The following is a 26994-nucleotide window of genomic DNA, read 5'->3' on the forward strand; positions in this document are numbered from 1 at the left end:
TGAACTGACCCAATTCCCGCCTTGAGGCAGGGTGATCAGATCCTATCCTCAATGAGTATTGCATACCTGCCCCCAAGTCGGCGGCCTTCTTGTGCCGCTCGTCGAGCCCAATGATCGACGACTATCGTATAGGTTGCAAGTTGCGAATGCAGTCAATTAACATCAGCTTCGCCTGAAACTGGCTGGCTCGATGTCGAATTATTGATTGCCGACAAGTTCCACTTAATGAAACCAGTGGAACGGCCGATCGTTCAGTTTCGCTGGAGGTCGCGAATCAGGGCATCCCAATAATACTCCGCGGCCCCCTCGAAGGTCAGGTGCTGCTTCGGGCTCGCCGCCGAAATGCGACATGCCCATGATGGGCTTCAGGAACATCCCCTGGGCGTCGGTCTCGACCGCAAGGCTGTCGTTGCAGCGGTTGTCGTTGGCCTGGTCGTTCGAGGAATACGAGATGCCCCGACCGAGCATTCCTCCGAGCACGATCTTGCAGCGCGAGACGGCCTTACCGTTCCTATAGATCACGGCGGTGAAGCGGTTCGCGTCGATGCGCTTGAAGGTGGTGTCGATTTCCGGATTGCGCGCCTTGAGCTCCGAAAGGGATCCCTCGAAGAACTTGGCCATGAAGTGGAACGCCTCGTCCAGGAAGCGGTCCTGGTCGGCTTCGGTGAAGGCCTTGCTGATGCGCAGGTTGCTGGATCGAGGCCTTGGGCCGGCGAGGGGAATGGAATGGGAGGCCACCATGGGACTGGCTCGGGCCGGGGCGACGGCCGCCTTCGGCAGGGCGTCTCGGATCTTCTTGGCCACGTCGAGGAATGCCTCGTCGAGATCGGGCCGGGATCGGATGGCCTTGCCGTCGCGAGGGGCAGCGATCAGCCTGCCGAAAGGCGTCGGATGCCAGTCGCAGCCTCGCAGGATCACGGGTATGATACATGCCTCGTCGGCATGGTGTCGTTCCACGGCATGCGGACATACTTCACTCACAAGCGCCGACACACTACCCTCTTGTGCCGACAAAATTCGTGCGTCGGCACAAACGTCGTTTCCCCTTAGGTCACAAGCTTGACGTAGCCCGCGCCGACTCCTAAACTTAACTCAATGGTTAAGTATCAAGAGCCGTCGCTCGACCGCACCTTTGCCGCTTTGGCCGATCCGACGCGGCGGGCACTTCTGGCGCGGCTCGAGGAGGTAGATTCCGTCTCGGTCAGTGATTTGGCGCGACCCTTTCCGGTCACGCTACCGGCCATCATGAAGCATCTCGACGTGCTGTCGGATGCCGGGCTGATCACGCGGGAAAAGACAGGCCGCACGGTATCATGCCGCCTGAACGCCGCACCGATGGAGGAAGCTATGGGGTGGCTGCGCCGCTACGAGCGCTTCTGGCGCGAAAGGCTCGATGCGCTCGAGGCCTATTTCAACCGCCCGCGCAAGGATCGGGAGCCTGATCGCGGCGCTCCACCACGCAAGACCAGCGACAAGACCTGATCGATCGACCGGAGGATAGTCATGGACAAGAAGGTCGAGACCGCGCCCAGCCTGACGATGAAGCGGCGGCTCAATGCGACGCCGGCCGAGGTCTACCGCGCCTGGACGCAACCGGAACTGCTCGCACGCTGGTTCGGGCCGGAGAACGTCCGGGCCGAGAAGGCGGAGATCGATGCGCGCGTCGGCGGCTATTATCGCATCTCGATGCGCGGCAGCGACGGTGAATTGCATCAGGTGTCCGGCGAGTATCACGAGGTCGTCGAGAATGAGCGCCTCGTCTTCAGCTGGGCCTGGATCTCGACGCCGGAGCGCGTCTCGCGCGTGACGGTGACGCTCAAGCCGGACGGGGATGTCACCATCCTGACGCTGCTTCACGAACAGTTCTACGACGAGGCTGCTGCGGGCCGCCATGTGCATGGCTGGACGGGGTCGCTGGTCAAGCTGGAGCAGCTCTTCTCCTGACAGAGACGGGCGAGTTCAAGGGACATTATTGTCAAAGGGCGGCAACGCCCCCGGAGCCTTCATGACGATGCATGATCAAGCCCCTCAGGCCGGTCGGCGCGAATGGATCGGCCTTGCCGTCATCGCTCTGCCCTGCCTGCTCTATTCGATGGATCTGACGGTCCTGAATCTCGCTGTGCCCCAGCTCAGCGCAGTGCTCAGGCCCAGCGCCTCGCAGCTGCTCTGGATCGTCGATATCTACGGCTTCATGATCGCCGGCTGCCTGATCACCATGGGCACGCTCGGAGACCGGATCGGCCGGCGCCGGCTTCTGCTGATCGGTGCTGCGGCGTTCGGCCTCGCATCGATCCTGGCAGCCTTTGCCCATAGCGCCGGCACGCTGATTGCGGCGCGCGCTATATTGGGAGTGGCGGGGGCGACGCTCGCGCCCTCGACGCTCTCGCTGATCCGCAACATGTTCCTCGATCCCCGCCAGCGGACCGCGGCCATCGGCATCTGGATCGCCAGCTTCTCGGCGGGCGGCGCGATCGGCCCGCTGGTCGGCGGCATCATGCTCGAGCATTTCTGGTGGGGCTCGGTCTTCCTGATCAATGTGCCGGTGATGGTGCTGCTGCTCGTGCTTGGCCCCATGCTGCTCCCGGAGTTCCGCGACCCGAATGCCGGCAGGCTTGATTTCGTAAGTGCTGCCATGTCGCTCGTTTCGGTGCTGGCCGTCATCTACGGGTTGAAGCGAATCGCCGAGGATGGCCTGGGCTGGCTGCCCATCATGGTGATCCTGGCGGGAATGGCGCTTGCCGGCCTCTTCCTGCGTCGGCAGGCGCGCGTGGCCGAGCCGCTGGTCGATCTGACACTGTTCCGCTCCAGGGCCTTCAGCGCTTCGCTGACGGTCAACATCCTCGGCTTCTTCATCGCCTTCAGCAGCTTCCTCTTCACCGGCCAGTATCTGCAGCTCGTGCTGGGAATGAAGCCGCTGGAGGCCGGGCTCTGGTCGCTGCCATCTGCGCTTGGCTTCATTCTGGGATCGATCTTCGCGCCCCGTATCCTCGGCAGCGCAAGCCCTGCGCATGTCATGGCAGGCGGCTTTGCGCTGACCGCCCTGGGCTTTTCGACACTGGCCGGGATCAGCCATGTCGAAGGCCCGATGATCATTGTCATCGGCACGGTGCTGCTCTCGCTGGGCCTGGCACCGATCGTCACCCTGACGACGGATCTCGTGGTCGGCAGCGTTCCGCCCGAGCGCGCCGGAACTGCGTCGGGCCTGTCCGAAACGAGCGCGGAATTCGGCGGCGCTCTCGGCATCGCCATCCTCGGAAGCGTGTTGACGGCGCTATACCGCTATCAGATGGGCCTGGCCGTGCCGTCTGGCGTGCCGCCGGAAGCTGCCGCTGCTGCGCGCGATACGCTCGGTGGCGCGCTGACCATCGCAAAGGAGGTCGCAGGGACGACTGGGGCCGATCTGCTCGCGACGGCGCGTGTGGCCTTCACACGTTCCTTCGCCATCACGGCCGGGCTCTGTTCGGCGATTGCGGTCCTTGCCGGTCTCTTCGCGGTCGTGATGCTGCGTGGCGTCGGCGGTGGACCGGATCAGAATGGCGAGGCCAGCGGTGCGGACGCCGCGCCTGCGCCGGTTGCGCGCTAGCCGCGGCTAAGCGGCTAGCGCTACATGGCGAAGGCTCAGCCCGGCCCGGCGCCCTGCGTGTTGACATAGACCGCGTAGATCGACTGGCTCGCCGCCATGAACAGGCGGTTTCGCTTCGGCCCGCCGAAGCAGATGTTGCCGCAGACCTCCGGCAAGCGGATACGGCCGATCAGCTTGCCCGCCGGGTTGAACACCTGCACGCCGTTATAGCCGACGGCGCGGCCGGCATTGCTCGAGACCCAGAGATTGCCGTCGACATCGCTACGTATCCCGTCGGGCCCGCATTTCACGCCGTCGAGCATGCAGTCGGAGAACAGCTTCTGGTTGCCGAGCTTGTTGTCGGCGCCGACATCGAAGACATGCAGGTCGCCCTTGCCGCCGGGGCCGGTATCACCCGGCCCCTTTCCGGTCGAGACAACGTAGAGCTTCTTGAAATCAGGCGAGAAGCAGAGCCCGTTCGGGTCCGGCACCTGCTCCTCGGTGACGACGCGGTCGATGCGGCCGGACGGGTCGATGCGATAGCAGTTCGTCGGCAGTTCGCGCTTGGCCGTGCCAATGCCGGCGATCTGGCCGAGCCGCGGATTGAGCCGCCCGCTCGTGTTGCTCGGACCTCCGGCGGCGTCCGGCGCGCCCTCGTAGAGCTGGCCGCCATAGGGCGGATCGGTGAACCAGTAGCTGCCGTCGGGATGGGCAACGATGTCATTGGGCGAATTCAGCTTCTTGCCCTCGAAATTGTCGGCGAGCACAGTTGCCGACCCGTCGAGCTCATAGCGCACGATACGGCGGTTCAGGTGCTCGCAGGAGAGCTGGCGGCCCTGGAAGTCGAAGCTATTGCCATTGCTGTTGCCTGACGGTGTGCGGAAGATGCTGACCCGCCCATCATCCTCCAGCCAGCGCAATTGCCGGTTGTTGGGGATGTCGCTCCAGACCAGATAGCGACCCTGCGCGTTCCAGGCCGGTCCTTCGGCCCAGAGTGCGCCGGTCCAGAGCCGCTGGATCGCGCTGTTGGGCTGGGCATAGTTGTTGAAGACCGGGTCGATCGCGAGGATGTCGGGATCGGTGAAATAGGTCGTCGGGGCGCCGTTGCGGCTGAAATCCCGGGGAGGGCTGGTAATCGTGCTGGGCGGTCCGATCGGGCCGGGCGGGGCCTGCGCGAGGGCCGGGTTCGTCGCCATGGCGAGCGCTCCGGTTCCCATCGCAGCGATGAGATGTCTCCGTGAGAGCTCCGGGCGTTGCTGCGTGTCGGTCAGTTGATCTGTCATCTTTAACCTCCCTGAGTGGCCTTTGATGAGATATCCCCCCGATCCTGTGGCCTTCGTCTCCGTGCGAATATTGTCCTTTCCTGTCAGATCCGACTTGAGGCCGCACTCAGCACTGCAACGCTGCAGCAACCGGCCGAGCCTTTGCCGTTTGCGGGCGGGATTGCAGCAACGGCATGGACAGGCAGTCCCCTGCGCGCCCCGGGCCATACAATCACCGAAACTGCCGCAGACATAGCGGCCTTGCCGCGCAAGCCTTGCCCCGGCGTGCAAAATCGCCCAGAGGTGGCCGCCCGCCGCCAACGGAACGTTTCGATGATTGCTGGAATCCCCTTGGGCGATCTCGCCTTTCTTGCCGTGTCGCTGGTTCTGGCCGGTGCGGTCACCGGTGTTCTCGCCGGGCTTTTCGGTGTCGGCGGCGGCGCGGTCATCGTGCCGATCCTCTACGAAGTCTTCCGTGTCATCGGCGTGCCGGAGGAGGTGCGCATGCCGCTTTGCGTCGGCACCTCGCTCGCGATCATCATCCCGACCTCTATCCGTTCCTTCAACGCCCACCGGGCCAAGGGCCTGGTTGATCTCGACATTCTCAAGGTCTGGGCGGTCCCTGTCGTGCTCGGTGTCATGGGCGGCAGCTATATCGCGCGCTATGCGCCGCCCGACCTGTTCAAGATCATCTTCGTGCTGGTCGCCGTGGTGAGCGCGATCCGCCTGCTCTTCGCCTCGGACCGCTGGAAGCTCGGCGACGACATGCCGGGCAAGGGGCTGATGACCGTCTATGGCGGCATCATCGGCGTGCTCTCTGCGCTGATGGGCATTGGCGGCGGTCAGCTCTCCAGCCTGTTCATGACCTTCTATGGCCGGCCGATCCATCAGGCGGTGGCGACCTCCTCAGGCCTCGGCGTGCTGATCTCGATCCCGGGAGCGCTCGGCTATATCTATGCCGGCTGGCCGAAGATGGACGTTCTGCCGCCGCTCTCGCTCGGTTACGTCTCCTTCATCGGCTTCCTGCTCTTCATCCCGACCAGCATCTGGACGGCCCCGATCGGAGCGCGGCTGGCGCATCGGCTCTCCAAGCGCAAGCTGGAGGTTGTCTTCGGCATCTTCCTGCTCTTCGTCGCGAGCCGCTTCATCTGGTCGCTGCTGTTCTGATCCACCCAATAATGTGCATGCGGGACGAGAACGCGCATGGTCACGACCCGACTGGCGACACCGGCTGACCATCCCGGGCTGATGGCCGTGTTCGTGGAGATGCAGGGCCACTACGCGGTGCCCTGTCCGACGCCCGAGGCCATTCTGGCAGGGCTTCGCGATCGCCCCGCCGGCACCGACATCCTGCTGGCGCTGGAGCACGGCACGATCACCGGCTTCGCCGCCGTCGCTTCGATCTATCCCGGGCCAGGCCTCCAGCCTGGCTTCTTCCTCAAGGAGCTCTATGTCACCGCGTCCGCGCGCGGCAGCGGTTCGGGGAAGGCGCTGATGCGTGGGCTGGCGCGGCTGGCGCTCGAACGCGGCTTCCGGCGCATCGACTGGACAGCGGCGCGTGACGATCTTGGCCTGAGGGGCTTCTACGAGGCGCTCGGGGCTGCGCCGCATCCCGACAAGATCTTCTATCGGCTGACCGGCGATGCCTTGCAGCGCCTGGGGAGCGAAGCCGAGGTTTAATGCCTCGGCGGCCCCGGCCTATCTGGAGGGATCTTGCGGCGCGGTAGCTCGGCCATGATGGCCAGGCGCTCGGCCTCGCTCAGCCGCGACCAGTCGGCGATCTCCTGAAGCGTTCGCAGGCAGCCTTCGCAGAGCCCCGATCGAGGGTCGATGACGCAGATCAGCACGCAAGGGCTGGAGACGCCACTCATTGCCAGGCTGACCCCAGCGCGAAGGCAACGCCGCAGGTGAGCGCGATCTCGGCGAGCTGCTGCGCGGCGCCCAGAATGTCGCCGGTCTGACCGCCGATCAGGCGGCGGGCGAGCCGGGCGAGCCCCGCAAGGACGAGCACCGAGAGCGCCAGCCCAAGCGCAAGGCCTGTACCCGGCAACCCGGCGGCGAATGTTCCTGCGACGGCGAATGCGACCGCCAGCGCCAGCGCCGTCCAGGCTGTTGCGCCGGTCGGCTGGCCCACCGCGGCCGAGGCGCCGGATCTTCGGGCAGGAGGCTCGGTGGCGAGCAGATAGAGCGCCGTGGCGCGCGACCATGGCGCCGCAATCAGCAGCGCTGCTGCTGCAGCCAGAGGTCCGAGTGCCTGGAGAATGGCCGCGAGTGCCGTCACCCGCAATAGCAGGGAGAGCGCCAGCGCCATCGCTCCGAAGGTGCCGACGCGGCTGTCCTTCATGATCTCCAGCCGTCGTTCCGGGGTATGCCCTCCGAACAGCCCGTCGGCCGTGTCGGCGAGGCCGTCCTCGTGGAAAGCGCCCGTCGTCAGTGCCGCGACCGTGACGGCAAGCGCGGCCGCCAGCGGCGGGCTGATGCCGGCCGCACCAGCAGCCAGGAGGACAAGCGTCGCGGGCAAGGCGATGACGAGCGCAGCCAGCGGCACGGCGCGCGGCACCAGCCTGAAATCCGGCAGGCCATGCGCCGAATCCTCGCCGGGCAGGCGAGGCACCGGGAGGCGCGAATAGAAGCGGATGCAGATTGCGGTCGCGATCAGCCAGCCCGGCCAGTGCGGCCGCCCGGTTGGAATATCCGAGATGTCGGGAGGGGCGTCGGCCATGCGGTCTCGGTATCCTCGATTGTCTTCCGCCGCCCAAGCCTATAGCAGCAGCGGCAACCCGGCGGCCACGCCGCATCACGCCCGATTCCATCTTTCGCGAGACATCCAGCGATGCCCGCTTCCGGTCTTCCCTTCGACGATATCCGCAGCCTCGTCGCCAGCATGCCCGGCCCCGATATGGGCGCCGCCAATGCCGTGCGGGCCCGGGACAAGGAACTCACCAAGCCGGCCGGCAGCCTCGGCCGTATGGAGGAGATCGCCGAATGGCTCGCAGCCTGGCAGGGCAAGGCGCCTCCGCGCGTCGACCGGCCGCTGGTCTGTGTCTTCGCCGGGAATCACGGCGTCGTGGCGCAGGGCGTCTCGGCCTATCCGCAGGCGGTGACGCGCCAGATGCTGGAGAATTTTGCCGCCGGCGGTGCTGCGATCAACCAGATCTGCGCGGCCTTCGATCTCGGCTTCAAGGTCTTTGACCTCGCGCTTGACCTGCCGACCGGCGATTTCACGCAAGGCGATGCGCTCGACGAGAAGGCCTGCGTCGCGACCATGGCCTTCGGCATGGAGGCGCTCGCCGGCGGGGCCGATCTGCTTTGCCTCGGCGAGATGGGCATCGGAAACACCACGTCGGCGGCTGCGATCTACGCAGCGCTCTATGGCGGGGGCGCTGCGATGTGGTGCGGGCGCGGCACGGGCGTCGATGATGATGGCCTCAAGCGCAAGATTGCTGCTGTCGAAGCGGGCCTCGCATTCCACGCCGCACACCTGAACGACCCGTTGGAAGTCCTGCGCCGCCTTGGCGGGCGCGAGATCGCGGCGATTTGCGGCGCGATCATCGCCGCCCGGCTGCAGCGCATCCCGGTGATCCTGGACGGCTATGTCGTCACCGCCGCTGCTGCGATCCTGCACGCCATCGAGCCGTCCTCGATCGACCACTGCCTCGCCGGTCATCTCTCAGCCGAAGGCGCCCATCGCGAAGCGCTGCTCCGGCTCGGCAAGCAGCCGCTGCTGGCGCTCGACATGCGGCTCGGCGAGGGTACGGGCGCGGCGCTTGCGGCAAGCCTCGTCAAGGCCGCCGCCGCCATCCATTCCGGCATGGCGACCTTCGATCAGGCCCAGGTCTCGAAGAAGGACTGAACCTGCGAGAGCCTGACGGCAGTGTTGCTCACAATGCTCGTCTCGAACTCAGGCTTTCACGCGTCGGGCAGAATCCCGGCAGCCCCGCAGATGCGCGACCTCGTCAGGTTGCGGCTTTCGTCTCGAAGGGCTCCCAGATACTGATCTGGCGCGTTTCCGGCATCAGGAAGAGGCAGAGCACGAAGCACACGGCCGGAACGGCGATCGGGTAGATCAGCGCATAGCCGACGCTCCCGGTCGCCGCGAAAGCTGCCGACGTGATGAATGGCACCAATCCGCCGCCCCAGCCATTTCCGATGTGATAGGGGACCGATACCGACGTGTATCGGATCCTGGCGGGGAAGTACTCGGCGAGGAAAGCCCCGACCGGCCCGTACACCATCCCGACATAGCAAACGAGGATGAAGATGATGAAGATCGCGGTCGGATAGTGGACGCTGCCGGGTCGCGTGACCGTTCCCAGCCACAGATAGAGCGGATAGTACGTGATCGCGGCGAGCAGCATGCCGCCCAGGATCACTGGCTTGCGGCCGATGATGTCGGACAGCCAGCCAAAGAAGATCATGCTCGGGGCTGCGAGGAGCAGCGCTGCTCCCACGATGTAGGACGAGGTCAGCGGGTCCAGCTTTGAAACCTGCTGCAGGAAGTACAACGCCCAGAACTGGCCACTGTACCAGACCACACCTTGTCCGATCAGCACGAGGGTGGCGATCCCGACATATTTGATGTTGGAGCTGAGGAAGGCTTCCTTCCAGGGGTTCCGGGTCATCTGCCCCCTGGCCTTGATCGCCTCGAAGATCGGCGTCTCCTGGAGCTGGAGCCGGATGTAGATCGCGACGGCGACCAGAAGGAAGGAAATCAGGAACGGAACGCGCCATGCCCATGCGTTGAAGGTGGCCTCGCCGAAATAGGTGCGCGTCGCGATGATCACCATGAGCGATGCCACGATCCCGAGCGTCGGGGATGTCTGCAGCCAGCCGGTATAGTAGCCGCGGCGCGCGTCCGGGACATGCTCGGCGACATAGGTGATGGCGCCGCCATACTCACCGCCCAGGCACAGTCCCTGGATGATCCGCAAACCGAAGAGAATGAATGCGGCAGTCAGACCGATGGAGTCGTAGGTCGGGATCAACCCGATCGCCCCGGTGCCCAGCCCCATTCCACTGAGCGTCACGAGGAAGGTGTATTTGCGGCCGATCCGATCGCCCATCCAACCAAAGAGGAATGCTCCAAGCGGACGGATCAGGAATCCGGCGGTAAACAGCGCGATCGTGCTCAATAATGCCGCGACCGGATGACTCTGTTCGAAGAACTTGACCGACAGAATAGCGGCCAGGCTGCCGAATATGTAGAAGTCATACCATTCGATGACGTTCCCCACCGATGCAGCGACGATCACGCGGCGGAAATCACTCGGGATCTGGACGGGCATGACGCCCTCCCTTTACTTCACGGCACGTCCTCGGAGGTTCCACGCTTGGTGGCTCGCAATGCGAAATCCGCGTGCGACAGCCGTGGGGTGCCGTCAGGGGCGCTTGCCATGTGGAGTTCCGAACCGCTTGAGGGGAGCTCCAACCGCCTAGGGCGCCGCGAGCCGTCATTCCCTCCTACTCGCCGTGAAACAAGGGCGTAGATGTCATTATAATCCCGAATCGGCGGTTCCGGTTATCAATTTTCCGTTTGAAACCAACTGAGTGAGCGGTGACCCAAGAATTGCTGAAGGCTTCAAAGTGATCGGTTCGGCTAACCGTCACGATTGTGCTGGCAGGCTTCCAGATACGCCGCGACACTTGCTCCGGGCCGTTTCAACGACCTCTTTCCGTCCAGGGTGGAACGACGCTCCGGCGAGCGCATCTCGTGAGCGCAATTCCTAAGCCGCCGATCGTGCCGGCTCGGGCAGCGCCGCAAGCGTGTCCATCACGCGCTCCGGCGGCAGGGTGATCGTCACCTCGGTGCCGGCGCGCGGCCTGGACTTCAGGTGGAAGCCGCCATTGTGGAGATCGAGCAGGCCCTTCACGATCGGCAGCCCAAGGCCGGAGCCCTGTTCGGCGGTCTTGATGGCGAGCGAACCGCGCCCGAAGGTCTGCAGCACGATCGGGATTTCATCCTCGGGAATGCCTGGTCCGGTGTCCGTGACCGAGACATACTGTCCGCCATTGGCCGTCCAGCCGACCTTGATGGTGATGTCGCCGCCCTGCGGCGTGAACTTGATCGCGTTGGACAGGATGTTGAGCACCGCCTGCCGGATCGCGCGCTCATCCGCCCAGACCTTCGGCAGATCGGGCTCGGCCGCCTCGCGGATCGTTTGCCCCTTGGCCTTGGCGCGCAGCTTCAACATGTGTCGGCATTCGTCGACCACGCCGGCCAGGCTGAGGGCCTCCTCGTTCAGCGCGTATTTGCCCGCCTCGATCCGCGAGAGGTCGAGAATCTCGTTGATCAGGTTGAGCAAATGCTGGCCGGAACCGTGGATGTCGCCTGAATATTCCTTGTAGGCCGGGTTGGCGTGAACGCCGAAGATCTCGTTCTTCATCACCTCGGAGAAGCCGAGGATGGCGTTGAGCGGCGTCCGCAGCTCATGGCTCATCGTGGCGAGGAAGCGGGATTTGGCGAGGTTGGCCTCTTCCGCCTTGCGACGCGCCTCGTCGGAATTCGCGGTCGCGGTCTCGAGTTCGGCGATCAGCGCGTCCTTTTCGGCGCGGAACTCGATGGTTGCGACCGAACTCGAATAGAGCCGGTGCGCGAGGAAGATGAAGAAGAGCTGGGCGGAGGCCGCCATCAGCGCCATGGTGATGCTGTCGATGTCGGAGCGGCCCCAGAAGAACAGCGTGATGCCGAGCGTCACCGGCCCCAGTCCGGAATAGACCGCGAGCGGGATCGTCGCCGCCAGCATCACGGTCAAGGCGCTGACGACGAGCAGCGTCGTCATCACGAAGACCTTGGCGCCCGGCCCATCGACCTGCGCGAACAGGACGAGGATCAGGGTCCAGGACAGGCCATGAAAGGCTTCCGCGGCCGGCAGCAGACGGCGCCAGCGCCGAATGTTCACCTCGCCGGCCGGCTGCGCCAGGAAGCGGCGGCAGAGCAGGACCATGACGGCCGAGGCAAGGATGACGACGCCGAGCCAGGTGGTGACCTGGTAAGCCGGGACCCAGAACCAAGCGGCGGTCGCGATGCACACTGCCAAGACCAGCGCGCCAACCGAGCCGTGCATCCGGTACTGGGCGAAGACCCGCAGCAATTCGTAGTCGAAGGCACGTTCGAGGCCGGTCGTCGAGGTCAGCCGCTCGCGCACGGACTTGACCTCGCGCGTGACGAGCTTGCGCCGCGCCAACGCCGTCGGGTCGGGACCGCGCCCTCGCTGGATCTGTTCGGCCGTCACTTCCGCCATAATCGGAACGCATGTACCTCTTCCGGCGGCAGACCCTGCACGCCCGGCTCGCCATTATGGTCTCGAAATCGTTAAGCTCTTACTGATGGCGCGCTTCGGATTCGGACGATCTCGATATGGACCCTTCGGTTGGCGCCGCGTCAGCCGCCCGGTCGATTTGGTCGTCGCACTTGGGCTGCTCGGGCTGCTGGCGATTGCCGGCGCCGTCCTGCAATACAAGCTTGGCCCCGCCCGCATGCTTGTGGGCGCCGCCCAAGCCATCGATGGCGATTCGCTGCGGCTGAATGGCGAGGAGCTCAGGCTCGAAGGCATCGATGCGCCGGAATTCCGCCAGATCTGTCGCGACAGCGCGGACAGGGACGTGGATTGCGGCCGGGCCGCCCGCCGCGCTCTGCTGTCGCTGATCGGGCGCGGTCTCGTCACCTGCGATATCGGCCGGGTCGATCGCTACGGCCGGGGTCTGGCACGCTGCAGGCAGGGCGAGACGGACATCAACGCCGCGATGGTGAGGCAGGGCCACGCGGTGGCCTATGGCGATTATCGCAGCGAGGAGAACGAGGCGCGGGCCGCCGGTCGCGGCATCTGGGCACTGCAGTTCGAGCGACCGGAGGCGTGGCGCAAGGCTCACCCACGGTAGCGAGCATGGCTGCGGCATCACGAATGGGTTTGAAATGGTTGACCGCCGGACCTCCGCCATGGTCGGGTTCGCACGCGGTTTCCGATGAGGTCGACGATGAAGCTCTATGATGGCGGGCGCGCGCCCAATCCGCGGCGGGTCCGCATCTTCTTCGCAGAGAAGGGGGTTCCGCTGCCGGAGCTCGTGCCGGTGGATATTACCCGGAAGGAACACCTCACGCCCGAATTCGCCCGCATCAACCCACTGAAGCGCCTGCCGGTGCTGATGCTCGACGATGGAACGGCGCTCGCCGAGACGATTGCGATCTGCCGCTATCTCGAAAGCCTGCATCCGCAACCCGTGCTCTTCGGCGGGGACGCCAAGGAACAGGCGCAGATCGAGATGTGGAACCGGCGCGTCGAGCTGGGCCTGTTCACCAGTGTCATGTCCGTCTTCCGGCACAGCCACCCCTCCATGGCCGAGCTCGAACATCAGGTTCCGGAATGGGCGGAGGCCAGCCGTGAGCAGATCGATGACCACCTTCTCATCATGGAGCTCCAGCTCGCCGGCAATCGTTTCCTGTCCGGGGATCAGTTCACGGTGGCCGATATCACCGGAGGCATCGCCGTCGACTTCATGAAGCCGTCCCGGGTTCGGCTGCCGGAGGAGTGCGTCAACATCCGCCGGTGGCATGACGAAGTGTCAGCGCGGCCAAGCTGGAAGGCCTGATGCGACGGGTTTTCGCCGTTCTGGCGCTGCTGGTGCTGGTCCAGCCGTCCCTCGCAGCCGAACGGCTGAACGGCGAGGCGATCAAGCGAGCCTTCGAGGGCAACACGGTGAGCGGCCGCTACACCAATGGCGGGTTCTTCACCGAGTATCATGAGCCGGATGGCCGCGCGCTCGGCCATAATGGCTGGCAGCCGAACAAGGATGCCTGCTGGATCACGAAGGAGGATCAGGTCTGCTACTACTATGGCCCGCCGAGCGACCGCACCGTGCATTGCTTCACGGTCGAGCTGACGGATCGGCTCTACGTCCTGCGCAATGTCTCGAACGGGCAGATCAATGCTCTCGCGACCGTCGAGCCCGGCAATCCCCGCGGGCATTCCGACAAGGGCGAGCCCTGGTATTGCGACGGCCTGATCTCCAAGGCACCTGACGTGCCGATGTCGCGCCGCAGGCTTGCCTCGCGATGATGCGTTTGCTGCTCCTTGCGGCCGCACTCGTGCTTCAGGTCGCCGCCAATTGTCCAGTGCAGGCTGCGGAGCGCCTCAACGGCGAGGACATCCGCCGCATTTTCGAAGGCAATACGGTCAGCGGTCGCTACAATAACGGCATGCCGTTCAGCGAGTACCATCACGCCGACGGCCGGGCGAGCGGACATAACCGGCATGTGCCGAACCGCGACGCCTGCTGGACGACCACGCCGGACGCGGTCTGCTATTACTACGGACCGCCCGAGCAGCGCCGCACCTTTTGCTTCACGGTCGAGCGCAGTGGAGGCCTCTATGTCCTGCGCAACCGGCCGAGCGGTCGCATCAATGGCGTCGCCACGATTGAGCCGGGGGACCCGCATGGCTATGCGACCAGCGCCAAGGTCTGGACCTGCGACGGCCTGATTTCGCAGCGGCGCGGGGCGCCTTCCCGCGTGGCGGCGCGATGAAGCCGGATCGGGAGCGCGCGCCGGAAACGCTCGCCTCGGTGCTGCAGGAACTGGCTGCCTGTCGCATCTGTCGCGACGAACCGCGTTTCCAGCCGCCGCTTCCGCACGAGCCGCGCCCGGTGATCCAGGCCTCGTCGACGGCCAGGCTTTGCATCGCAGGCCAGGCGCCCGGCACCCGCGTCCACGCCAGCGGCAAGCCGTTCACCGATCCGTCCGGTGTCCGGTTGCGGCAATGGCTCGGGCTCGACGAAGCGGCGTTTTACGATGCGGCCAGAGTCGCGGTCGTGCCGATGGGCCATTGCTTCCCGGGTCTCGACGCGCAGGGCGGGGATCTGCCGCCGCGCCGCGAATGCGCGCCGATCTGGCGCACGCGCGTGCTTGCCGCGATGCCGCAGATCGAACTCGTGCTCGCCATCGGCCGCTATGCGCAGGCCTGGCATCTCGGCGCGAAGGCGGGCACCAACCTCTCCGCCACGGTCGCGGATTGGCGCGCGATCCTGGCGGAGCCGCGCCGTCCGCGCGTGCTGCCGCTGCCGCATCCCTCCTGGCGCAACAATGCCTGGCTGAAGCGCAATCTCTGGTTCGAAGCGGAGCTTCTGCCGGTGTTGCGCGAGGAGGTAGCGCGGCTGTTGAGGCCTACTGCACCGTGATCACATAGGTGTAGTCGGTCCTGACATCGGTGCGGCCGTTATGGAGGAAGGTGGAAATGACCACTTGATCCGTGCCGCGGAATCCGGGCTGCGACCGATAGTAGATGCCGAAGCCTCTAAAACTCTGGCCAAGACAGTGCGAGGATCGGTTCGTGACCTTGAACGTGTTCAGGCGAAACTCCACGTTTCCATGGCGCGCGGCTTGGGCGATGACGGGCTGCAGGCTCATTGCCTGGCAGGTTTGACTGCTTATCGAACCGTTCCGGCCAATCATCCGTTCGACGCCACTCTTTACGTTGACGTTGGCTGCGCTCGCGTCAGCTACCATGGCCAGCAGCAATCCTGCTGCCAGCCCCAATCTCGCAACGGCCATTCTGTATCCCCCCGGGGAGTGTTCCCCAGGGTCAGGATGCACTAATCCTCGAGACGCGCAATCAGGCTGGACGTATCCCAGCGCTTGCCGCCCATCTTCTGGACTTCGGCATAGAACTGGTCGACCAGCGCGGTGACCGGGAGCTGGGCCCCGTTGCGGCGCGCCTCCTCGAGCACGATGTCGAGGTCCTTGCGCATCCAGTCGACGGCGAAGCCGAAGTCGAATTTCCCGGCATTCATCGTCTTGCCGCGGTTCTCCATCTGCCACGAGCCGGCGGCACCCTTGGAGATCACCTCCAGCATGGACTCGACATCGAGGCCGGCGCGCTTGGCGAAATGGATGCCTTCGGACAGCCCCTGCACCAGTCCGGCGATGCAGATCTGGTTGACCATCTTGGTGAGCTGGCCAGAGCCGGCCGGGCCCATCAGCTTGCACATCCGCGCGAAGGCGCCGATCACCGGCTCGACCCGGGCATAGGTCTGCGGAGCGCCGCCGCACATCACGGTCAGCACGCCGTTCTCGGCGCCGGCCTGACCGCCGGAGACCGGCGCATCGATGAAGCCGAAGCCGCCGGCCTTCGCGGCCGCGTCGAGCTCGCGGGCAACGCCAGCGGAGGCCGTGGTGTGGTCGACGAAGACAGCGCCCTTCGCCATGCCCGCGAAGGCTCCTGCTTCGCTGGTGGTCACCGAGCGCAGATCGTCGTCATTGCCGACGCAGGCGAAGACGATCTCCTGGCCCCTGGCCGCCTCGGCCGGTGTCGGGGCAGATGTGCCGCCATGCTGCGCCACCCAGGCCTGGGCCTTGGCCGCGTTGCGGTTATAGACGGTGACGTCGTGGCCCTTGGCCTTGAGATGACCGGCCATGGGGTAGCCCATGACGCCGAGACCGATGAAGGCAACCTTAGCCATGTTCCGCTCCGCTGATAGGTTCTGGTTTCGCTTCGGCCTGTAGCGCGCGCAACCCACCGGGGGAAGTCGCGTGCACGCCAAGGCATTTTGTCGGGGATGGAGAGCGCGCCCCTCAGCGCAGCGCCATATGCCGCGTCAGCCTGAGTTCGAGCCGGTCCCAGACCCGCCGGATCACCTCGACCAGGAGAAGATAGATCAGCGCGGCGTAGAGATAGATCGTGAGATCGAAGGACCGGGCGAAGGCGAGCCTCGTTGCCCCCATCAGGTCGAACAGCGTGACGAGCGAGGCGATTGCGCTGGCCTTGATCATCACGATCAGCTCGTTGCCGAGTGGCCTGAGCGCCAGGATCATCGCTTGGGGCATGATTACAAGGCGCAAGGTCGACCAGCGATGCAGCCCGAGCGCCATGGCGCCTTCGAACTGGCCGCGCGGGATCGACTGGATCGCGCCGCGCAGGATTTCGGCCTGATAGGCGGCCGTGTTCACGGTGAAGGTCAGCAGCGCGCAGTAGAACGGCTCGCGGAAGAACCACCACAGGCCGACATCCTGCCAGAACAGCCGGAACTGGCCGAGGCCGTAATAGACCAGGAAGAGCTGGCACAGCAGCGGCGTGCCGCGGAAGAAGGTGGTGTAGCCGTTGATCGCGGCCTTGGCCCAGCGCGGCCCGTAAAGCCGTGCGATGGCGAGCCCGAGTGCCAGCACAAAGCCGATCGCGACCGAAATCACGACAAGCTCGAAAGTCACCCACAGGCCGCTCGCCATCCGGCAGCCGTAATTCTGGAAAACCTCGCTGCCGAAGAGATAGCCCGGATATTCGCACCAGCTCATCGCGTCGCTCCACCGAAGGCAGCAAAGCCGCGATTGGCACGGATCTCGAGACGCCCGACGCCCCAGGCCGAGATCAGCGAGAAGAACAGATAGATCAGCATCGCCGCACCGAAGAACAGGAACGGTTCCTTGGTCGCGACATTGGCGCGGGTGGTGATGAACATGATGTCGGGCAGGGTGATGACCGAGACCAGCGAGGTCTCCTTCAGCAGCACCATCCAGTTATTGCCCAAGCCGGGCAGCGCCACCCGGATGAGCTGGGGGAACACCACGAGGCGGAAAGCCTGCCCCTTGCTCAGGCCGAGCGCGGCGGCTGCCTCGCGCTGACCCTTCTGGATCGAGTTGAGCGCACCGACCCAGACCTCGCTGGAGAAGGCGGAGAGCACCACGCCGAGCGCCACCATGCCGGCGACGAAGGGGGGCATGCTGAAATTGCCGGGCAGGCCGAGCGAGACCCAGGCCTTCTGCAGCACGATCTGGATGCCGAAATAGATGATGTAGAGCGTCAGAAGCTCCGGAACGCCGCGGAACACGGTCGTGTAGACCGTGGCCAGCCAGCGCAAAACGATGTTCTCGGAACGCTTGCCGAGCGCGACGATCAGGCCCAGCAGCAGGCCGAAAGGCAGGGTTGCCAGCGCGATTGCGATGGTGATCCCGGCGCCCTGGAGCAGGGCGAGGCCCCAGCCGCCGTCGCCGAAACCGAGCAGTGCGAGTTTGTCGAACATGGATAAGCCGGCGAGGGGAGGGAAATGGACCACCGCCGGCGCGCAAGGCACGCCGACGGGGTTCGGTCAGCCGGCTATTGTCACAGGATAGGGAACTTGAACCACTTGTCCTGGATCTTCTTGTGCGAGCCGTCGGCGATCGATTCGGCAATCGCCTTGTCCCACATCGCTTTCAGCTCAACATCGGCCTTGCGCACCGCGCCGGCCGTGCCGGGGCCATGGATGGTGGCGTCACGCGGAACGTCTGCCGCCTTCTTGCAGCAATCCTTGCCCTTGCCATTGAGGAAGTCCTCGAGCGAGAGCGAGTCGGCGATGATGTAGTCGAGCCGTCCATTGGCCAGGTCGAGATTCGCCTCTTCCTGGGTCGGATACAGGCGGATGGTCGAATCCTTGTAGAACTTCTCGAGGAAGTTGGCGTGGATGGTCGAGCCCTGCGTGCCGATGGCCTTGCCCTTCAGCGCAGCCGGCGAGATGTCGCTTCCAGCCGACTTGGCGCTGATCGCCCAGATCGGGGTCTTGGTATAGACCGCGGTGAAATCGACCTGCTTCTTGCGCTCATCGGTGGCGTTCATGCCGGCGATGATGATGTCGTATTTATTAGCCAGCAGCGCCGGGATGATGCCGTCCCAGTCCTGGACCACCCAGGTGCATTTCACCTTCATCTTCTCGCAAAGCATGTTGGCGTAGTCGATCTCGAAGCCTTCGAGTTCCTTCTTGGCGTTGAGATTGTTGAAGGGGGGATAGGCGCCTTCGGTGCCGATCCGGATCTCCTTCCACTCCTTTGCCTGGGCCAGGACGCCAGTGGCGCCGGCAGCCGTCAGCACAGCGGCGGCGATCAAACGAACGAAACCTTTCATGGTACCTCCCACAGGTTTGACCGGCCGGGCGTTTCGAGTTCCCGTGTCCGGCTTGTGCTTACAGATTGTGCGATCCTGTGCCCTGCCCGCAAGTGGGGGCATGCAGCTTTTCTGAGCGAAGCCGCTTAAAGGGAGGGCAGCACAAAACACTGATTTTATTGATTGTTTATGCCCCTGCCTGATTCCGCGCGGATTGTGCCTGCGCGCTTCGACACCGTACTCAGGCCGCGCTGGCCCTGCGCTGTCCGCCAAACGCTGCAAAGACTGCCTCGCAGCGGCCGAGTCCCCAGTCCAGTTCCGCCCGGCTGATCGTCAGCGGCGGGGCGAATCGGATGACCGTCTCGTGGGTTTCCTTGGTCAGCACGCCGGCGCTGGCCAGTGCCTTGACGAGCGCCTTGGCGGAACCCACTGCCGGATCGATATCAACGCCGATCCACAGACCGGCTCCCCGGACGTCGCGCGCGATACCCCGGGTCATCGCGGCAAGGCGCTGCTTCATGTGAGCGCCCTGTTCGGCGGAGCGCTGCACCAGCCGCTCTTCCTCGATGATCTTGAGCGACTCCAGCCCGATCGCGGCGGCGAGCGCGTTGCCGCCGAAGGTCGAGCCATGCGAGCCGGGCTCGAACAGGCGCATGACATCCCGAGAGGCAAGGAAGGCCGAGACGGGATAGACACCGCCGCCCAGCGCCTTGCCGACGATCAGGCCGTCCGCTCGGATGCCCTCATGCTGATGCGCGAACCAGCGCCCGGTGCGTCCGAGCCCGGACTGGATCTCGTCGAGGATCAGCAGGATGTTGTGGTGGTCGCAGAGTTCGCGCAACCGCTTGAGATAGCCCGCCGGCGGCATGACGATGCCCGCCTCTCCCTGGATCGGCTCGATCATGATGGCGGCGGTGCGGGGCGTGATCGCCGCCTCGACGGCCGCAGAATCCCCGAAGGGCACCGTCACGAAGCCTGGTGCGAAGGGGCCAAAACCGTCGCGATAGCTGTCCTCGGAGGAGAACCCGACGATCGTCGTGGTGCGCCCGTGGAAATTGCCGGCGGCGACGATGATCTCGGCCTGATCCCTGGCGATATCCTTGACCCGGTAGCCCCAACGCCGTGCCGCCTTGATTGCGGTTTCGACTGCCTCGGCGCCGGTGTTCATCGGCAGCGCCATGTCCTGGCCCGATACGGCGCAGAGCTTCTCGAGGAACGGGCCGAGCGGTTCGCAGTGGAAGGCCCGGCTCGTCACCGCGAGCTTGCGCGCCTGTTCGCTCAGGACCTTGAGAATGCGCGGGTGACCGTGGCCCAGGCTGACGGCCGAATAGCCGCTCATCATGTCGAGCCGCTTCACCCCGGAGGTATCGGTCAGCCAGACACCCTCGCCATGTGAGAGCATGATCGGCAGTGGCGCGTAATTTGCGGCACAGACCTGCTGCTCGAGCGCGATTGCATCCATGGTCGTTCTCCCTCGTTCCAGCGAGGGTAAATCTGCCGAGACGACCGGTTAGTGTTGGAATCAGCTCCATCGGCGGCCGATTCTGTCGAGTGGGCGACAGAATCGGACACGCCAGCGCCGGATCGACGTGGCTAGGCCGTGCCGCGACGCGCGATCGGTATCACGAGATAGACCATGCCGAGCACCATGGGCGGCACGGCCAGCGCGGTGACCGACCAGGTCGACCAGCCGGCGGTCAGGGGGGCAAGCAGGGTCAGCAGGGCGTTGATGAGGAGATAGGCGCCGACCATGAGCGTGCCCAGGAAGCGAAGCCTGCCGAGGAGGCCGGGGAGTGATGACGATTGAGGCATGATCTTCTCCAAAACGAAACGTACCGTTTCGATATATTGATATGCACGGCCCGTTTCGTTATGCAAGAGGTCGGATGACAGAAGGAACTGCGTCGTCACTCATGAGCGGGATCGATCAGCCCACGCCACGGCGTGCCTCGATTGGAGCCAGGCGCAGTCCGGCTTCGGAGGCTGCGATTCTCGCCGCCGCGCGCGCCGTGCTGGCCGAAGGGGGCTATGCGGGCTTCTCGATCGACGCCGTCTCCCGGCGCGCCGGTGCAGGCAAGCCGACGATCTATCGGTGGTGGAAGACGCGGGCCGATCTGCTCATGGACGTCTATGACGCCGAGAAGGCGGCTATGCTGACGCAGCCGATGACCGGGGACCTGACGGGCGATCTGGTTGCCTATACCGCGGGGCTCTGGGACTTCTGGTCGGCAACGCCGTCTGGCCGGACCTTTCGCGCCCTCATCGCCGAAGCGCAATCGAACAGCGCCGCTCTCGACGCCCTGCGCCTGAAATTCCTGCCGAAGCGGACACTGCATCTGAGCAAGCTCTTCACCGCTGCGGCCGGGCGAGGCGAGATTGCCGAAAGCGAGATCGAGACGCGGCTCGCGCTCTATATCGGCTTCAACTGGTACTATGTCCTGACCGACCGCCTCGACGAGGGGCGGGCGGCAATTCCTGCGGCCATGCGTCTGATCGCAGCGCCAGCGTCCCGCTGATGGGGCTTGGCAGGGGCTTATTGGAGCCGCTACTCGCCCGGGACGAGCGCTACCCTGCCTGCCTTGCTCATCTGCATGTCCCACAGCGTCAGAAGCCAGATCGCGAAACCGCCGAGCGCCAGCGCGCTGCCGACCCAGCCGGTCGAGGTCCAGCCATAGCCCCCGGCAATCGCCATCCCGGCGAGCAGGGGCCCCAGCGCATTGGCGAGGTTGAAGGCGCTGTGGTTCAGCGCGGCAGCAAGGGTTTGCGCGTCCTCCGCGACATCCATCAGCCGGGTTTGCAGAGGCGTGCCAAGGCCGCCGCCGCAGCCGATCATGAAGACCACGATCGAGACGGTCCAGATATTGCCGGCGGCGAGTGGGAACAGGGCGAGCGAGGCGGCGCTCCAGAGCAGGATGCCGCCGACCGACGGCATCAGGGCCCTGTCTGCAGCCCAGGCACTGACGAGAGTGCCCACAGTCATGCCGAGCCCGAAGATGGCGAGCACGACAGGCACCATGCCGGGCGCGACCTGCGTGACCTCCATCAGCGTCGAGGCGACATAGGTGTAGACCGCGAACATGCCGCCGAAGCCGATCGCGCCGATCGCCAGCGTCAGCCAGACCTGCCGGTGCCGAAGCGCGCCGAGTTCGCGCAGCGGGCTCGCCCCGGGCTGCGGCCTGTCCTTCGGCGCGAAGGCCGCGACCAGAATGACGGTGAGGAGAGCCAGCGCCGCAACGACGCCAAAGCCCCAGCGCCAGCCGAGCGCGAGGCCCAGCCAGTTGGCGAGAGGCACGCCGAGAATGGTGGAGATCGTCAGCCCCAGCATGACGCGGGCGACCGCCTGCGACCGCCGGTTCGTCGGCACCAATGAGGCGGCAACCAGGGCTGCGACGCCGAAATAGGCGCCATGCGGCAGGCCGCTCAGAAAGCGGAAGACGAGCATCCAGCCATAGGTGGGAGCAAGCGCGCTCAAGCCGTTGGTGATGGCGAAGGCCGCCATCAGTCCGATCAGCAGCGTCCGCCGCGAGAGTTTGGCCGCGAGCACTGCAATCACGGGGGCACCGGCGACGACGCCGAGCGCGTAGGCGCTGATGACGTGCCCGGCCGTCGGCCCGTCGACGCCGAGGCCGACCGAGAAATAGGGCAGCAGGCTCATCACCGCGAATTCGGCCGTCCCGATGGCGAAGCCACCCATCGCCAATGCGAACAAAACGAGGCTGGTGCGTTGTGCCGGTGCGGCAAGCGATCCTGTTGCGCGCGCGACAGCCGCTCCCGTGATGGAGGAGGTCATGGAATTCGTCCGGATGATGAAGGCGTTATGCTGCGGCGCGGTGTTCGCGCTGCGCTGCAATATATTGTCTCTGACATGCGCTCGGCGCAAGAGCCTAAGGGCCCAATCGCGCGTGGGGCAGGGCGCCATGAGTTCAGGGCATGGCGCCTGCCGCGCTGCTTACTGCTCCGCCAAGGGGTATCCCTCGAAGTCCTTCAGCGCCTTCAGTGCAAAGGTCGTGGCGATCTTAGCCACGCCGAGCTGCGCATCGGCCAGCCAGGTCCCGGTCAGTTCCTCATATTCCGCCAGTGAATCCGCGACGATGCGGGCAAGATAATCCGCCTCGCCGCTGACCACCTGCACCTCGACCACGTCGGGGCAGGCCCTCAAGACCTTCTCGACCCGCTCGCGCCGCCCGACCGAGTGGTCGCGCAGGGAGATCTGAGCGAAGGCTACGATGGCGTGGCCGGCGATCTCTGGCGACAGCCTCGCGCCATAGCCGAGGATCAACCCCGAGGCCTCGAGCTTGCGCACGCGCTCGAGGCAGGGCCGGGCGGACAAACCGACCCGCTCCGAGAGCGCCTGATTGGTGATGCGGCCCTCCGCGCGCAGGATCGTGACGATCCTGCGGTCGATCGCGTCGAGCTGGACGGCCTTGCGTTTCACGGCCTGCCCTTGCCGGCCGCGCGCGCCTCGGCGATCAGGCAGAGTTCGGCGAACAGGACCTGCGCCGCGCATTGGGCAGTGTTAGAGGTCGCGTCATATTGCGGCGCGACTTCAACCACGTCAGCCGCGACGATATCGCGGCCTTTGAGACCGCGCAGGATCGCAAGGGCCTCGCGCGGCGTCAGTCCGCCGACCTCGGGCGTGCCGGTGCCGGGCGCGAAGGCCGGGTCGAGCGAATCGACATCGAAGGAGACATAGGTCGGCCCGTCGCCGATCACGGCAAGTGCCTTTGCGATCACCGCATCGAGCCCCATGCGGTCGACTTCGTCGGCATGGATCACGGTCATGCCGGATTCGTAGGAGAACTCCCAGAGATACTCGGCGCCGCCGCGGATGCCGATCTGGATGACGCGCTCGGGATCGAGCACACCATCGAGCACGGCCTGCCGGAACGGCCCGCCATGATGGAATTTCGAGCCTTCATAGGGCCCGGACGTGTCGCAATGCGCGTCGATATGGACCATGCCGACCGGGCGTCTTTCGCCGACGGCCTTGAGGATCGGATAGGTGATCGAATGGTCGCCACCGACCGCAAGCGTCGAGACGCCGGCCTGCACGATCGTCTTGAAGGTCGCTTCGATATCTTCGTGGCAGCTCTCGAGCGAATAGCGCGAGCGGAAGGGCACGTCGCCGATATCGGCAACCTTGAGCTGGCCGAAGGGCGCCATGCCGGTGACGTGATCCATCGGCCCCATGCGCTCGACGGCGCGGACCGCGCGCGGCCCCAGCCGCGTGCCGGCGCGGTTCGTGACGCCGAGATCCATCGGCAGGCCAATGATCGCGACGTCGAGCCCGCCGAGATCGGGCTTGCTCAGCGCGTCGGGCTGGTAGGGCGCGCTGATGAAGGTCGCAACGTCGGAGAAGGGCCATTTCCGACGGTCGCCCTTGAACTGGTCGGCAGCGACCTTGGCGAAGCGCGGGTCGTGGATGTCGCCCCCGCTCGCGCCGGCATAGCGGGCTCTCAGCCTGGCGAGTTTGTCCTGATCCATGTCGCGTCTCTCATCAATTTGTCTGCATTGGGCGATCGGAGGTTGACCGGGCCCCGCGAAAGTACCATGCGCTTCGTGTGCAGCCGTGCCATGCCTTGAGCGCAATTGTCGAGGCGTCTGGGTTGGTTGACGGTGATGCGATGTTTGGGGAGAGCTGCGCAAATTTTGTGCAGGCATGGATCGGCGGCAGGAATGAAAGTTTGGATCAACCAAACGTGCCCGCAAGATCAACTGCGCACCGAGCGATAATGATCCTTGAAACTTCGCCGTAACGGGGCCGAACCCGCCTGCGCATCGCAAAGTCGAAATCCGAGGAGATGTCCATAATGAAGCGTCGTCAATTTATTCAGGCCGCTACTGCAGGCGTTGCGGCCTCCGCTGTCGCCATGCCGGCCGTTGCGCAGTCGAACCCGGAAGTGAAATGGCGCCTTGCGTCGAGCTTCCCGAAGTCCCTCGACACGATCTATGCCGGCGCCGAGATCATGGCCAAGATGGTCTCCGAGCTGACCGACGGCAAGTTCCAGATTCAGGTTTTCGCGGCGGGCGAAATCGTTCCCGGCCTGCAGGCCGCGGATGCCGTCACCAACGGCACGATCGAGATGGCGCATACCGTCTCTTATTACTATGTCGGCAAGGATCCGACCTTCGCGATTGCCGCGTCGGTGCCGTTTGGTCTGAACGCCCGCATGCAGAATGCCTGGCTCTATCAGAACGGCGGCAATGAGCTGTTCAACGAATTCTTCAAGAAGTTCAACATCTACGGTCTGCCCTGCGGCAATACCGGCGCGCAGATGGGCGGCTGGTTCCGCAAGGAGTTCAAGACCGTCGCCGATCTTCAGGGCCTGAAGATGCGCATCGGCGGCATCGCCGGTCAGGTTCTCGCCAAGCTCGGCGTCGTGCCGCAGCAGCTCGCCGGTGGCGACATCTATCCGGCACTGGAAAAGGGCACGATCGACGGCGCCGAGTGGGTCGGCCCCTATGACGACGAGAAGCTCGGCTTCTCCAAGGTCGCGCCGTACTACTACTATCCGGGCTTCTGGGAAGGCGGACCGACGGTCCATGCCTTCGTCAACCTGGAGAAGTGGAACGCGCTTCCCAAGGCCTATCAGGCTGCCCTGACCGCCGCTTGCACCTATGCCAACACGCAGATGGCTGCACGTTATGATGTCGTGAACCCGCCGGCGCTGAAGCGCCTGGTCGGCGCCGGCACGCAGTTGCGTCCGTTCTCGCAGGAGATCCTCGAAGCCAGCCTCAAGGCCTCGAACGAACTCTATGCCGAGATCTCGGCCAAGAACCCGGACTTCAAGAAAGCCATCGATACGATGACGGCCTTCCGCTCCGACCAGTATCTCTGGTGGCAGGTCGCGGAACTGACCTTCGACGTCTTCCAGGTGCGTTCACGCGCGCGCTGAATTCGACGACATCCGGCCGAGATCTTCTCGGTCGAGATCAACGCGAAAGCCCGGCGCAAGCCGGGCTTTTTCTTTGGTCGTTCGCACGAGATCGGCTTTCCCTTGGGGACAGGCTGACCGGTTTTGTTCGCCGGAACTCGGTTTCCTCTGCGACGAAAGTACTATCCTGCGTAAAATGCATAGGGGGCATGCTTTCCACTTGCGCGGATCGCAGGACCTGCTTTTCTGGGGCGCGGCGCAAAGCCGGATCAACCGGTGCCGCTGAACGTCTCTGAGGGGAGAAAAATCCAGATGAAGCGTCGCCATTTCCTGAAGGTTGCCGGGGCCGGCGCTGCCGCCGGCGCCATTGCCAGCCCAGCCATCGCCCAGCCTATGCCTGAGCTGAAATGGCGAGTGACCTCGTCATTCCCGAAGTCCCTCGACACGATCTACGGCGCTTCCGAGATTCTCGCGAAGGCCGTGTCCGAGGCGACTGACGGCAATTTCCAGATCCAGGTCTTCGCTGCCGGCGAAATCGTTCCCGGCTTGCAGGCGGCCGATGCGGTAACCAACGGCACCGTCGAGATGTGCCACACCGCTTCCTATTACTATGTCGGCAAGGATCCGACCTTCGCTTTCGGCACTGCGGTGCCGTTCGGCCTCAATGCGCGCCAGCAGAACGCCTGGTTCTACCATGGCGGCGGCAATGAATTGCTCAACGAATTCTACAAGAAGCACAACATCTACGCCATTCCCGGTGGCAATACCGGTTGCCAGATGGGCGGCTGGTTCCGCAAGGAGATCAAGACCGTTGCCGATATGCAGGGCGTGAAGATGCGCATCGGCGGCTTCGCCGGGCAGGTCATGAGCAAGTTGGGTGTCGTGCCGCAGCAGATCGCCGGTGGCGACATCTATCCCGCGCTGGAAAAGGGCACGATCGACGCGGCCGAATGGGTCGGCCCGGCCGACGACGAGAAGCTTGGCTTCAACAAGGTTGCGCCGTTCTATTACTATCCGGGCTGGTGGGAAGGCGGCGCTGCGCTGCATTTCTTCATCAACCAGGCGAAATGGGAATCGCTGCCGAAAGTCTACAAATCGGTGCTGACCACGGCGGCGGCACTGGCGAATGTCGACATGCAGGCCAAATACGATGCCAGGAATCCCGCGGCCCTGAAGCGTCTCGTCGGCGCCGGTGCACAATTGCGACCGTTCTCGCAGGAGATCATGGAAGCCTGCCTCAAGGCATCCAAGGAGGTCTATGCCGAGACCTCGGCCAAGAATCCCGACTTCAAGAAGGTCTATGAGGCGATGTCGGCCTTCCGCGGCGACGAATATCTCTGGTTCCAGATCGCCGAATACAGCTTCGACAACTTCCTGATCCGCGCGCGCGCGGCCAATCAGCTCTGAAGAGAGCGACCCGCCGGGAAACCGGCGAACTCGATCCCTGTCGGACC

The 26994-nt window shown here is 64.8% G+C and carries 30 protein-coding genes; 14 read left to right on the top strand and 16 right to left on the bottom strand.

What is annotated here, in order from left to right:
- Positions 1-222: 222 nt before the first annotated feature.
- On the bottom strand, positions 223-804 hold the full coding sequence (locus AB4099_RS29830) for a hypothetical protein (RefSeq protein ID WP_441480765.1): 582 nt from the start codon (positions 802-804) through the stop codon (positions 223-225).
- A gap of 291 nt (positions 805-1095) precedes the next feature.
- Between AB4099_RS29830 and AB4099_RS29835 the strand changes: the two genes are divergently transcribed.
- From AB4099_RS29835 to AB4099_RS29845, 3 genes are all read left to right on the top strand, one after another.
- On the top strand, positions 1096-1482 hold the full coding sequence (locus AB4099_RS29835) for an ArsR/SmtB family transcription factor (RefSeq protein WP_441480766.1): 387 nt from the start codon (positions 1096-1098) through the stop codon (positions 1480-1482).
- Between the two features lie 21 nt (positions 1483-1503).
- Positions 1504-1944, top strand: a complete 441-nt coding sequence (locus AB4099_RS29840; RefSeq protein ID WP_113514690.1) for an SRPBCC family protein — start codon at positions 1504-1506, stop codon at positions 1942-1944.
- 61 nt (positions 1945-2005) lie between these two features.
- A complete protein-coding gene (locus AB4099_RS29845) occupies positions 2006-3583 on the top strand; it encodes an MFS transporter (protein WP_441480767.1) in 1578 nt (525 codons plus the stop codon).
- Positions 3584-3618: 35 nt separating this feature from the next.
- Here the strand turns inward: AB4099_RS29845 and AB4099_RS29850 are convergent, their stop codons facing one another.
- The gene (locus tag AB4099_RS29850; RefSeq protein WP_441480768.1) at positions 3619-4845 is read right to left on the bottom strand and encodes an SMP-30/gluconolactonase/LRE family protein; all 1227 of its coding nucleotides are present in this window, start codon (positions 4843-4845) and stop codon (positions 3619-3621) included.
- A gap of 312 nt (positions 4846-5157) precedes the next feature.
- On the opposite strand from AB4099_RS29850, the gene AB4099_RS29855 reads away from it, so the two are divergent.
- Positions 5158-5991 carry a sulfite exporter TauE/SafE family protein gene (locus AB4099_RS29855; RefSeq protein WP_113514694.1) on the top strand — a complete coding sequence of 278 codons (834 nt, stop codon included), beginning with the start codon at positions 5158-5160 and terminating at the stop codon, positions 5989-5991.
- A 36-nt stretch (positions 5992-6027) separates the two neighbouring features.
- A complete protein-coding gene (locus AB4099_RS29860; protein WP_113514696.1) occupies positions 6028-6504 on the top strand; it encodes a GNAT family N-acetyltransferase in 477 nt (158 codons plus the stop codon).
- On the opposite strand, the gene AB4099_RS29865 is transcribed toward AB4099_RS29860, so the two are convergent.
- Positions 6501-6695 carry a DUF1289 domain-containing protein gene (locus AB4099_RS29865; protein WP_113514698.1) on the bottom strand — a complete coding sequence of 65 codons (195 nt, stop codon included), beginning with the start codon at positions 6693-6695 and terminating at the stop codon, positions 6501-6503. The two genes, AB4099_RS29860 and AB4099_RS29865, sit on opposite strands and share 4 nt — an antisense overlap.
- A complete protein-coding gene (gene cobS, locus AB4099_RS29870; protein ID WP_113514700.1) occupies positions 6692-7546 on the bottom strand; it encodes an adenosylcobinamide-GDP ribazoletransferase in 855 nt (284 codons plus the stop codon). Before cobS ends, AB4099_RS29865 begins: the two co-directional genes overlap by 4 nt.
- 111 nt (positions 7547-7657) lie before the next feature.
- On the opposite strand from cobS, the gene cobT reads away from it, so the two are divergent.
- Entirely contained in the window at positions 7658-8677 is a 1020-nt protein-coding gene (gene cobT / locus AB4099_RS29875; RefSeq protein WP_113514702.1) for a nicotinate-nucleotide--dimethylbenzimidazole phosphoribosyltransferase, read from the top strand.
- A gap of 103 nt (positions 8678-8780) precedes the next feature.
- On the opposite strand, the gene AB4099_RS29880 is transcribed toward cobT, so the two are convergent.
- Both AB4099_RS29880 and AB4099_RS29885 read right to left on the bottom strand, forming a co-directional pair.
- Positions 8781-10109 (bottom strand): MFS transporter, encoded by a 1329-nt coding sequence (locus AB4099_RS29880; RefSeq protein ID WP_113514704.1) that lies wholly within the window; start codon positions 10107-10109, stop codon positions 8781-8783.
- 438 nt (positions 10110-10547) lie between these two features.
- Positions 10548-12065: a sensor histidine kinase gene (locus tag AB4099_RS29885; RefSeq protein WP_441480769.1), complete on the bottom strand. Its 1518-nt coding sequence runs from the start codon at positions 12063-12065 to the stop codon at positions 10548-10550.
- Positions 12066-12150: 85 nt separating this feature from the next.
- Between AB4099_RS29885 and AB4099_RS29890 the strand changes: the two genes are divergently transcribed.
- The 5 genes from AB4099_RS29890 to AB4099_RS29910 all read left to right on the top strand — a co-directional run bounded on the left by AB4099_RS29890 (position 12151) and on the right by AB4099_RS29910 (position 14994).
- The gene (locus tag AB4099_RS29890; protein WP_113514708.1) at positions 12151-12702 is read left to right on the top strand and encodes a thermonuclease family protein; all 552 of its coding nucleotides are present in this window, start codon (positions 12151-12153) and stop codon (positions 12700-12702) included.
- 96 nt (positions 12703-12798) lie between these two features.
- Positions 12799-13410, top strand: coding sequence for a glutathione S-transferase family protein (locus AB4099_RS29895; RefSeq protein WP_441480770.1), 612 nt, complete (start codon positions 12799-12801; stop codon positions 13408-13410).
- The gene (locus tag AB4099_RS29900) at positions 13410-13877 is read left to right on the top strand and encodes a hypothetical protein (protein WP_113514712.1); all 468 of its coding nucleotides are present in this window, start codon (positions 13410-13412) and stop codon (positions 13875-13877) included. The genes AB4099_RS29895 and AB4099_RS29900 overlap by 1 nt, the downstream gene beginning before the upstream one ends.
- Positions 13874-14344 (top strand): hypothetical protein, encoded by a 471-nt coding sequence (locus AB4099_RS29905; protein WP_113514714.1) that lies wholly within the window; start codon positions 13874-13876, stop codon positions 14342-14344. Before AB4099_RS29900 ends, AB4099_RS29905 begins: the two co-directional genes overlap by 4 nt.
- On the top strand, positions 14341-14994 hold the full coding sequence (locus AB4099_RS29910; protein ID WP_441480771.1) for a uracil-DNA glycosylase family protein: 654 nt from the start codon (positions 14341-14343) through the stop codon (positions 14992-14994). Before AB4099_RS29905 ends, AB4099_RS29910 begins: the two co-directional genes overlap by 4 nt.
- On the opposite strand, the gene AB4099_RS29915 is transcribed toward AB4099_RS29910, so the two are convergent.
- The 7 genes from AB4099_RS29915 to AB4099_RS29945 form a co-directional block, all read right to left on the bottom strand.
- The gene (locus AB4099_RS29915; RefSeq protein WP_441480772.1) at positions 14981-15367 is read right to left on the bottom strand and encodes a hypothetical protein; all 387 of its coding nucleotides are present in this window, start codon (positions 15365-15367) and stop codon (positions 14981-14983) included. The two genes, AB4099_RS29910 and AB4099_RS29915, sit on opposite strands and share 14 nt — an antisense overlap.
- A 41-nt stretch (positions 15368-15408) precedes the next feature.
- Entirely contained in the window at positions 15409-16275 is an 867-nt protein-coding gene (locus AB4099_RS29920) for an NAD(P)-dependent oxidoreductase (RefSeq protein ID WP_113514719.1), read from the bottom strand.
- A gap of 112 nt (positions 16276-16387) precedes the next feature.
- Positions 16388-17104, bottom strand: coding sequence for an ABC transporter permease (locus tag AB4099_RS29925; RefSeq protein WP_113514721.1), 717 nt, complete (start codon positions 17102-17104; stop codon positions 16388-16390).
- Positions 17101-17829, bottom strand: coding sequence for an ABC transporter permease (locus AB4099_RS29930; protein ID WP_069877202.1), 729 nt, complete (start codon positions 17827-17829; stop codon positions 17101-17103). The genes AB4099_RS29925 and AB4099_RS29930 overlap by 4 nt, the downstream gene beginning before the upstream one ends.
- An 80-nt stretch (positions 17830-17909) precedes the next feature.
- On the bottom strand, positions 17910-18686 hold the full coding sequence (locus AB4099_RS29935) for a transporter substrate-binding domain-containing protein (protein WP_113514723.1): 777 nt from the start codon (positions 18684-18686) through the stop codon (positions 17910-17912).
- A gap of 220 nt (positions 18687-18906) precedes the next feature.
- The gene (rocD, locus tag AB4099_RS29940) at positions 18907-20127 is read right to left on the bottom strand and encodes an ornithine--oxo-acid transaminase (RefSeq protein WP_441480773.1); all 1221 of its coding nucleotides are present in this window, start codon (positions 20125-20127) and stop codon (positions 18907-18909) included.
- 131 nt (positions 20128-20258) lie between these two features.
- Positions 20259-20477: a hypothetical protein gene (locus AB4099_RS29945; protein ID WP_441480774.1), complete on the bottom strand. Its 219-nt coding sequence runs from the start codon at positions 20475-20477 to the stop codon at positions 20259-20261.
- 101 nt (positions 20478-20578) lie between these two features.
- On the opposite strand from AB4099_RS29945, the gene AB4099_RS29950 reads away from it, so the two are divergent.
- The gene (locus AB4099_RS29950) at positions 20579-21181 is read left to right on the top strand and encodes a TetR/AcrR family transcriptional regulator (RefSeq protein WP_441480775.1); all 603 of its coding nucleotides are present in this window, start codon (positions 20579-20581) and stop codon (positions 21179-21181) included.
- 29 nt (positions 21182-21210) lie between these two features.
- Here AB4099_RS29950 and AB4099_RS29955 read toward each other — a convergent pair whose 3' ends face one another.
- From AB4099_RS29955 to speB, 3 genes are all read right to left on the bottom strand, one after another.
- Complete coding sequence (locus AB4099_RS29955; protein ID WP_441480776.1) at positions 21211-22455, bottom strand: MFS transporter; 1245 nt, start codon at positions 22453-22455, stop codon at positions 21211-21213.
- A 159-nt stretch (positions 22456-22614) separates the two neighbouring features.
- On the bottom strand, positions 22615-23100 hold the full coding sequence (locus AB4099_RS29960) for an Lrp/AsnC family transcriptional regulator (RefSeq protein WP_043240876.1): 486 nt from the start codon (positions 23098-23100) through the stop codon (positions 22615-22617).
- Complete coding sequence (gene speB, locus AB4099_RS29965; protein WP_113514733.1) at positions 23097-24149, bottom strand: agmatinase; 1053 nt, start codon at positions 24147-24149, stop codon at positions 23097-23099. Before speB ends, AB4099_RS29960 begins: the two co-directional genes overlap by 4 nt.
- 326 nt (positions 24150-24475) lie before the next feature.
- Between speB and AB4099_RS29970 the strand changes: the two genes are divergently transcribed.
- Both AB4099_RS29970 and AB4099_RS29975 read left to right on the top strand, forming a co-directional pair.
- Positions 24476-25561 (top strand): TRAP transporter substrate-binding protein, encoded by a 1086-nt coding sequence (locus AB4099_RS29970; RefSeq protein WP_113514735.1) that lies wholly within the window; start codon positions 24476-24478, stop codon positions 25559-25561.
- A gap of 291 nt (positions 25562-25852) precedes the next feature.
- On the top strand, positions 25853-26947 hold the full coding sequence (locus AB4099_RS29975) for a TRAP transporter substrate-binding protein (protein WP_113514737.1): 1095 nt from the start codon (positions 25853-25855) through the stop codon (positions 26945-26947).
- The last annotated feature ends 47 nt before the right edge of the window (positions 26948-26994 follow it).

It is taken from the genome of Allobosea sp. 2KB_26, assembly GCF_052115715.1.
Lineage (GTDB): Bacteria > Pseudomonadota > Alphaproteobacteria > Rhizobiales > Beijerinckiaceae > Allobosea.

Bases quoted from the DNA above. Each gene is read 5' to 3' on its own strand.
- AB4099_RS29835 (WP_441480766.1), top strand. From the start codon at position 1,096: ATGGTTAAGTATCAAGAGCCGTCGCTCGACCGCACCTTTGCCGCTTTG.
- AB4099_RS29840 (WP_113514690.1), top strand. From the start codon at position 1,504: ATGGACAAGAAGGTCGAGACCGCGCCCAGCCTGACGATGAAGCGGCGG.
- AB4099_RS29845 (WP_441480767.1), top strand. From the start codon at position 2,006: ATGACGATGCATGATCAAGCCCCTCAGGCCGGTCGGCGCGAATGGATC.
- AB4099_RS29850 (WP_441480768.1), bottom strand. From the start codon at position 4,845: ATGACAGATCAACTGACCGACACGCAGCAACGCCCGGAGCTCTCACGG.
- AB4099_RS29855 (WP_113514694.1), top strand. From the start codon at position 5,158: ATGATTGCTGGAATCCCCTTGGGCGATCTCGCCTTTCTTGCCGTGTCG.
- AB4099_RS29860 (WP_113514696.1), top strand. From the start codon at position 6,028: ATGGTCACGACCCGACTGGCGACACCGGCTGACCATCCCGGGCTGATG.
- AB4099_RS29865 (WP_113514698.1), bottom strand. From the start codon at position 6,695: ATGAGTGGCGTCTCCAGCCCTTGCGTGCTGATCTGCGTCATCGACCCT.
- cobS (WP_113514700.1), bottom strand. From the start codon at position 7,546: ATGGCCGACGCCCCTCCCGACATCTCGGATATTCCAACCGGGCGGCCG.
- cobT (WP_113514702.1), top strand. From the start codon at position 7,658: ATGCCCGCTTCCGGTCTTCCCTTCGACGATATCCGCAGCCTCGTCGCC.
- AB4099_RS29880 (WP_113514704.1), bottom strand. From the start codon at position 10,109: ATGCCCGTCCAGATCCCGAGTGATTTCCGCCGCGTGATCGTCGCTGCA.
- AB4099_RS29885 (WP_441480769.1), bottom strand. From the start codon at position 12,065: ATGGCGGAAGTGACGGCCGAACAGATCCAGCGAGGGCGCGGTCCCGAC.
- AB4099_RS29890 (WP_113514708.1), top strand. From the start codon at position 12,151: ATGGCGCGCTTCGGATTCGGACGATCTCGATATGGACCCTTCGGTTGG.
- AB4099_RS29895 (WP_441480770.1), top strand. From the start codon at position 12,799: ATGAAGCTCTATGATGGCGGGCGCGCGCCCAATCCGCGGCGGGTCCGC.
- AB4099_RS29900 (WP_113514712.1), top strand. From the start codon at position 13,410: ATGCGACGGGTTTTCGCCGTTCTGGCGCTGCTGGTGCTGGTCCAGCCG.
- AB4099_RS29905 (WP_113514714.1), top strand. From the start codon at position 13,874: ATGATGCGTTTGCTGCTCCTTGCGGCCGCACTCGTGCTTCAGGTCGCC.
- AB4099_RS29910 (WP_441480771.1), top strand. From the start codon at position 14,341: ATGAAGCCGGATCGGGAGCGCGCGCCGGAAACGCTCGCCTCGGTGCTG.
- AB4099_RS29915 (WP_441480772.1), bottom strand. From the start codon at position 15,367: ATGGCCGTTGCGAGATTGGGGCTGGCAGCAGGATTGCTGCTGGCCATG.
- AB4099_RS29920 (WP_113514719.1), bottom strand. From the start codon at position 16,275: ATGGCTAAGGTTGCCTTCATCGGTCTCGGCGTCATGGGCTACCCCATG.
- AB4099_RS29925 (WP_113514721.1), bottom strand. From the start codon at position 17,104: ATGAGCTGGTGCGAATATCCGGGCTATCTCTTCGGCAGCGAGGTTTTC.
- AB4099_RS29930 (WP_069877202.1), bottom strand. From the start codon at position 17,829: ATGTTCGACAAACTCGCACTGCTCGGTTTCGGCGACGGCGGCTGGGGC.
- AB4099_RS29935 (WP_113514723.1), bottom strand. From the start codon at position 18,686: ATGAAAGGTTTCGTTCGTTTGATCGCCGCCGCTGTGCTGACGGCTGCC.
- rocD (WP_441480773.1), bottom strand. From the start codon at position 20,127: ATGGATGCAATCGCGCTCGAGCAGCAGGTCTGTGCCGCAAATTACGCG.
- AB4099_RS29945 (WP_441480774.1), bottom strand. From the start codon at position 20,477: ATGCCTCAATCGTCATCACTCCCCGGCCTCCTCGGCAGGCTTCGCTTC.
- AB4099_RS29950 (WP_441480775.1), top strand. From the start codon at position 20,579: ATGAGCGGGATCGATCAGCCCACGCCACGGCGTGCCTCGATTGGAGCC.
- AB4099_RS29955 (WP_441480776.1), bottom strand. From the start codon at position 22,455: ATGACCTCCTCCATCACGGGAGCGGCTGTCGCGCGCGCAACAGGATCG.
- speB (WP_113514733.1), bottom strand. From the start codon at position 24,149: ATGGATCAGGACAAACTCGCCAGGCTGAGAGCCCGCTATGCCGGCGCG.
- AB4099_RS29970 (WP_113514735.1), top strand. From the start codon at position 24,476: ATGAAGCGTCGTCAATTTATTCAGGCCGCTACTGCAGGCGTTGCGGCC.
- AB4099_RS29975 (WP_113514737.1), top strand. From the start codon at position 25,853: ATGAAGCGTCGCCATTTCCTGAAGGTTGCCGGGGCCGGCGCTGCCGCC.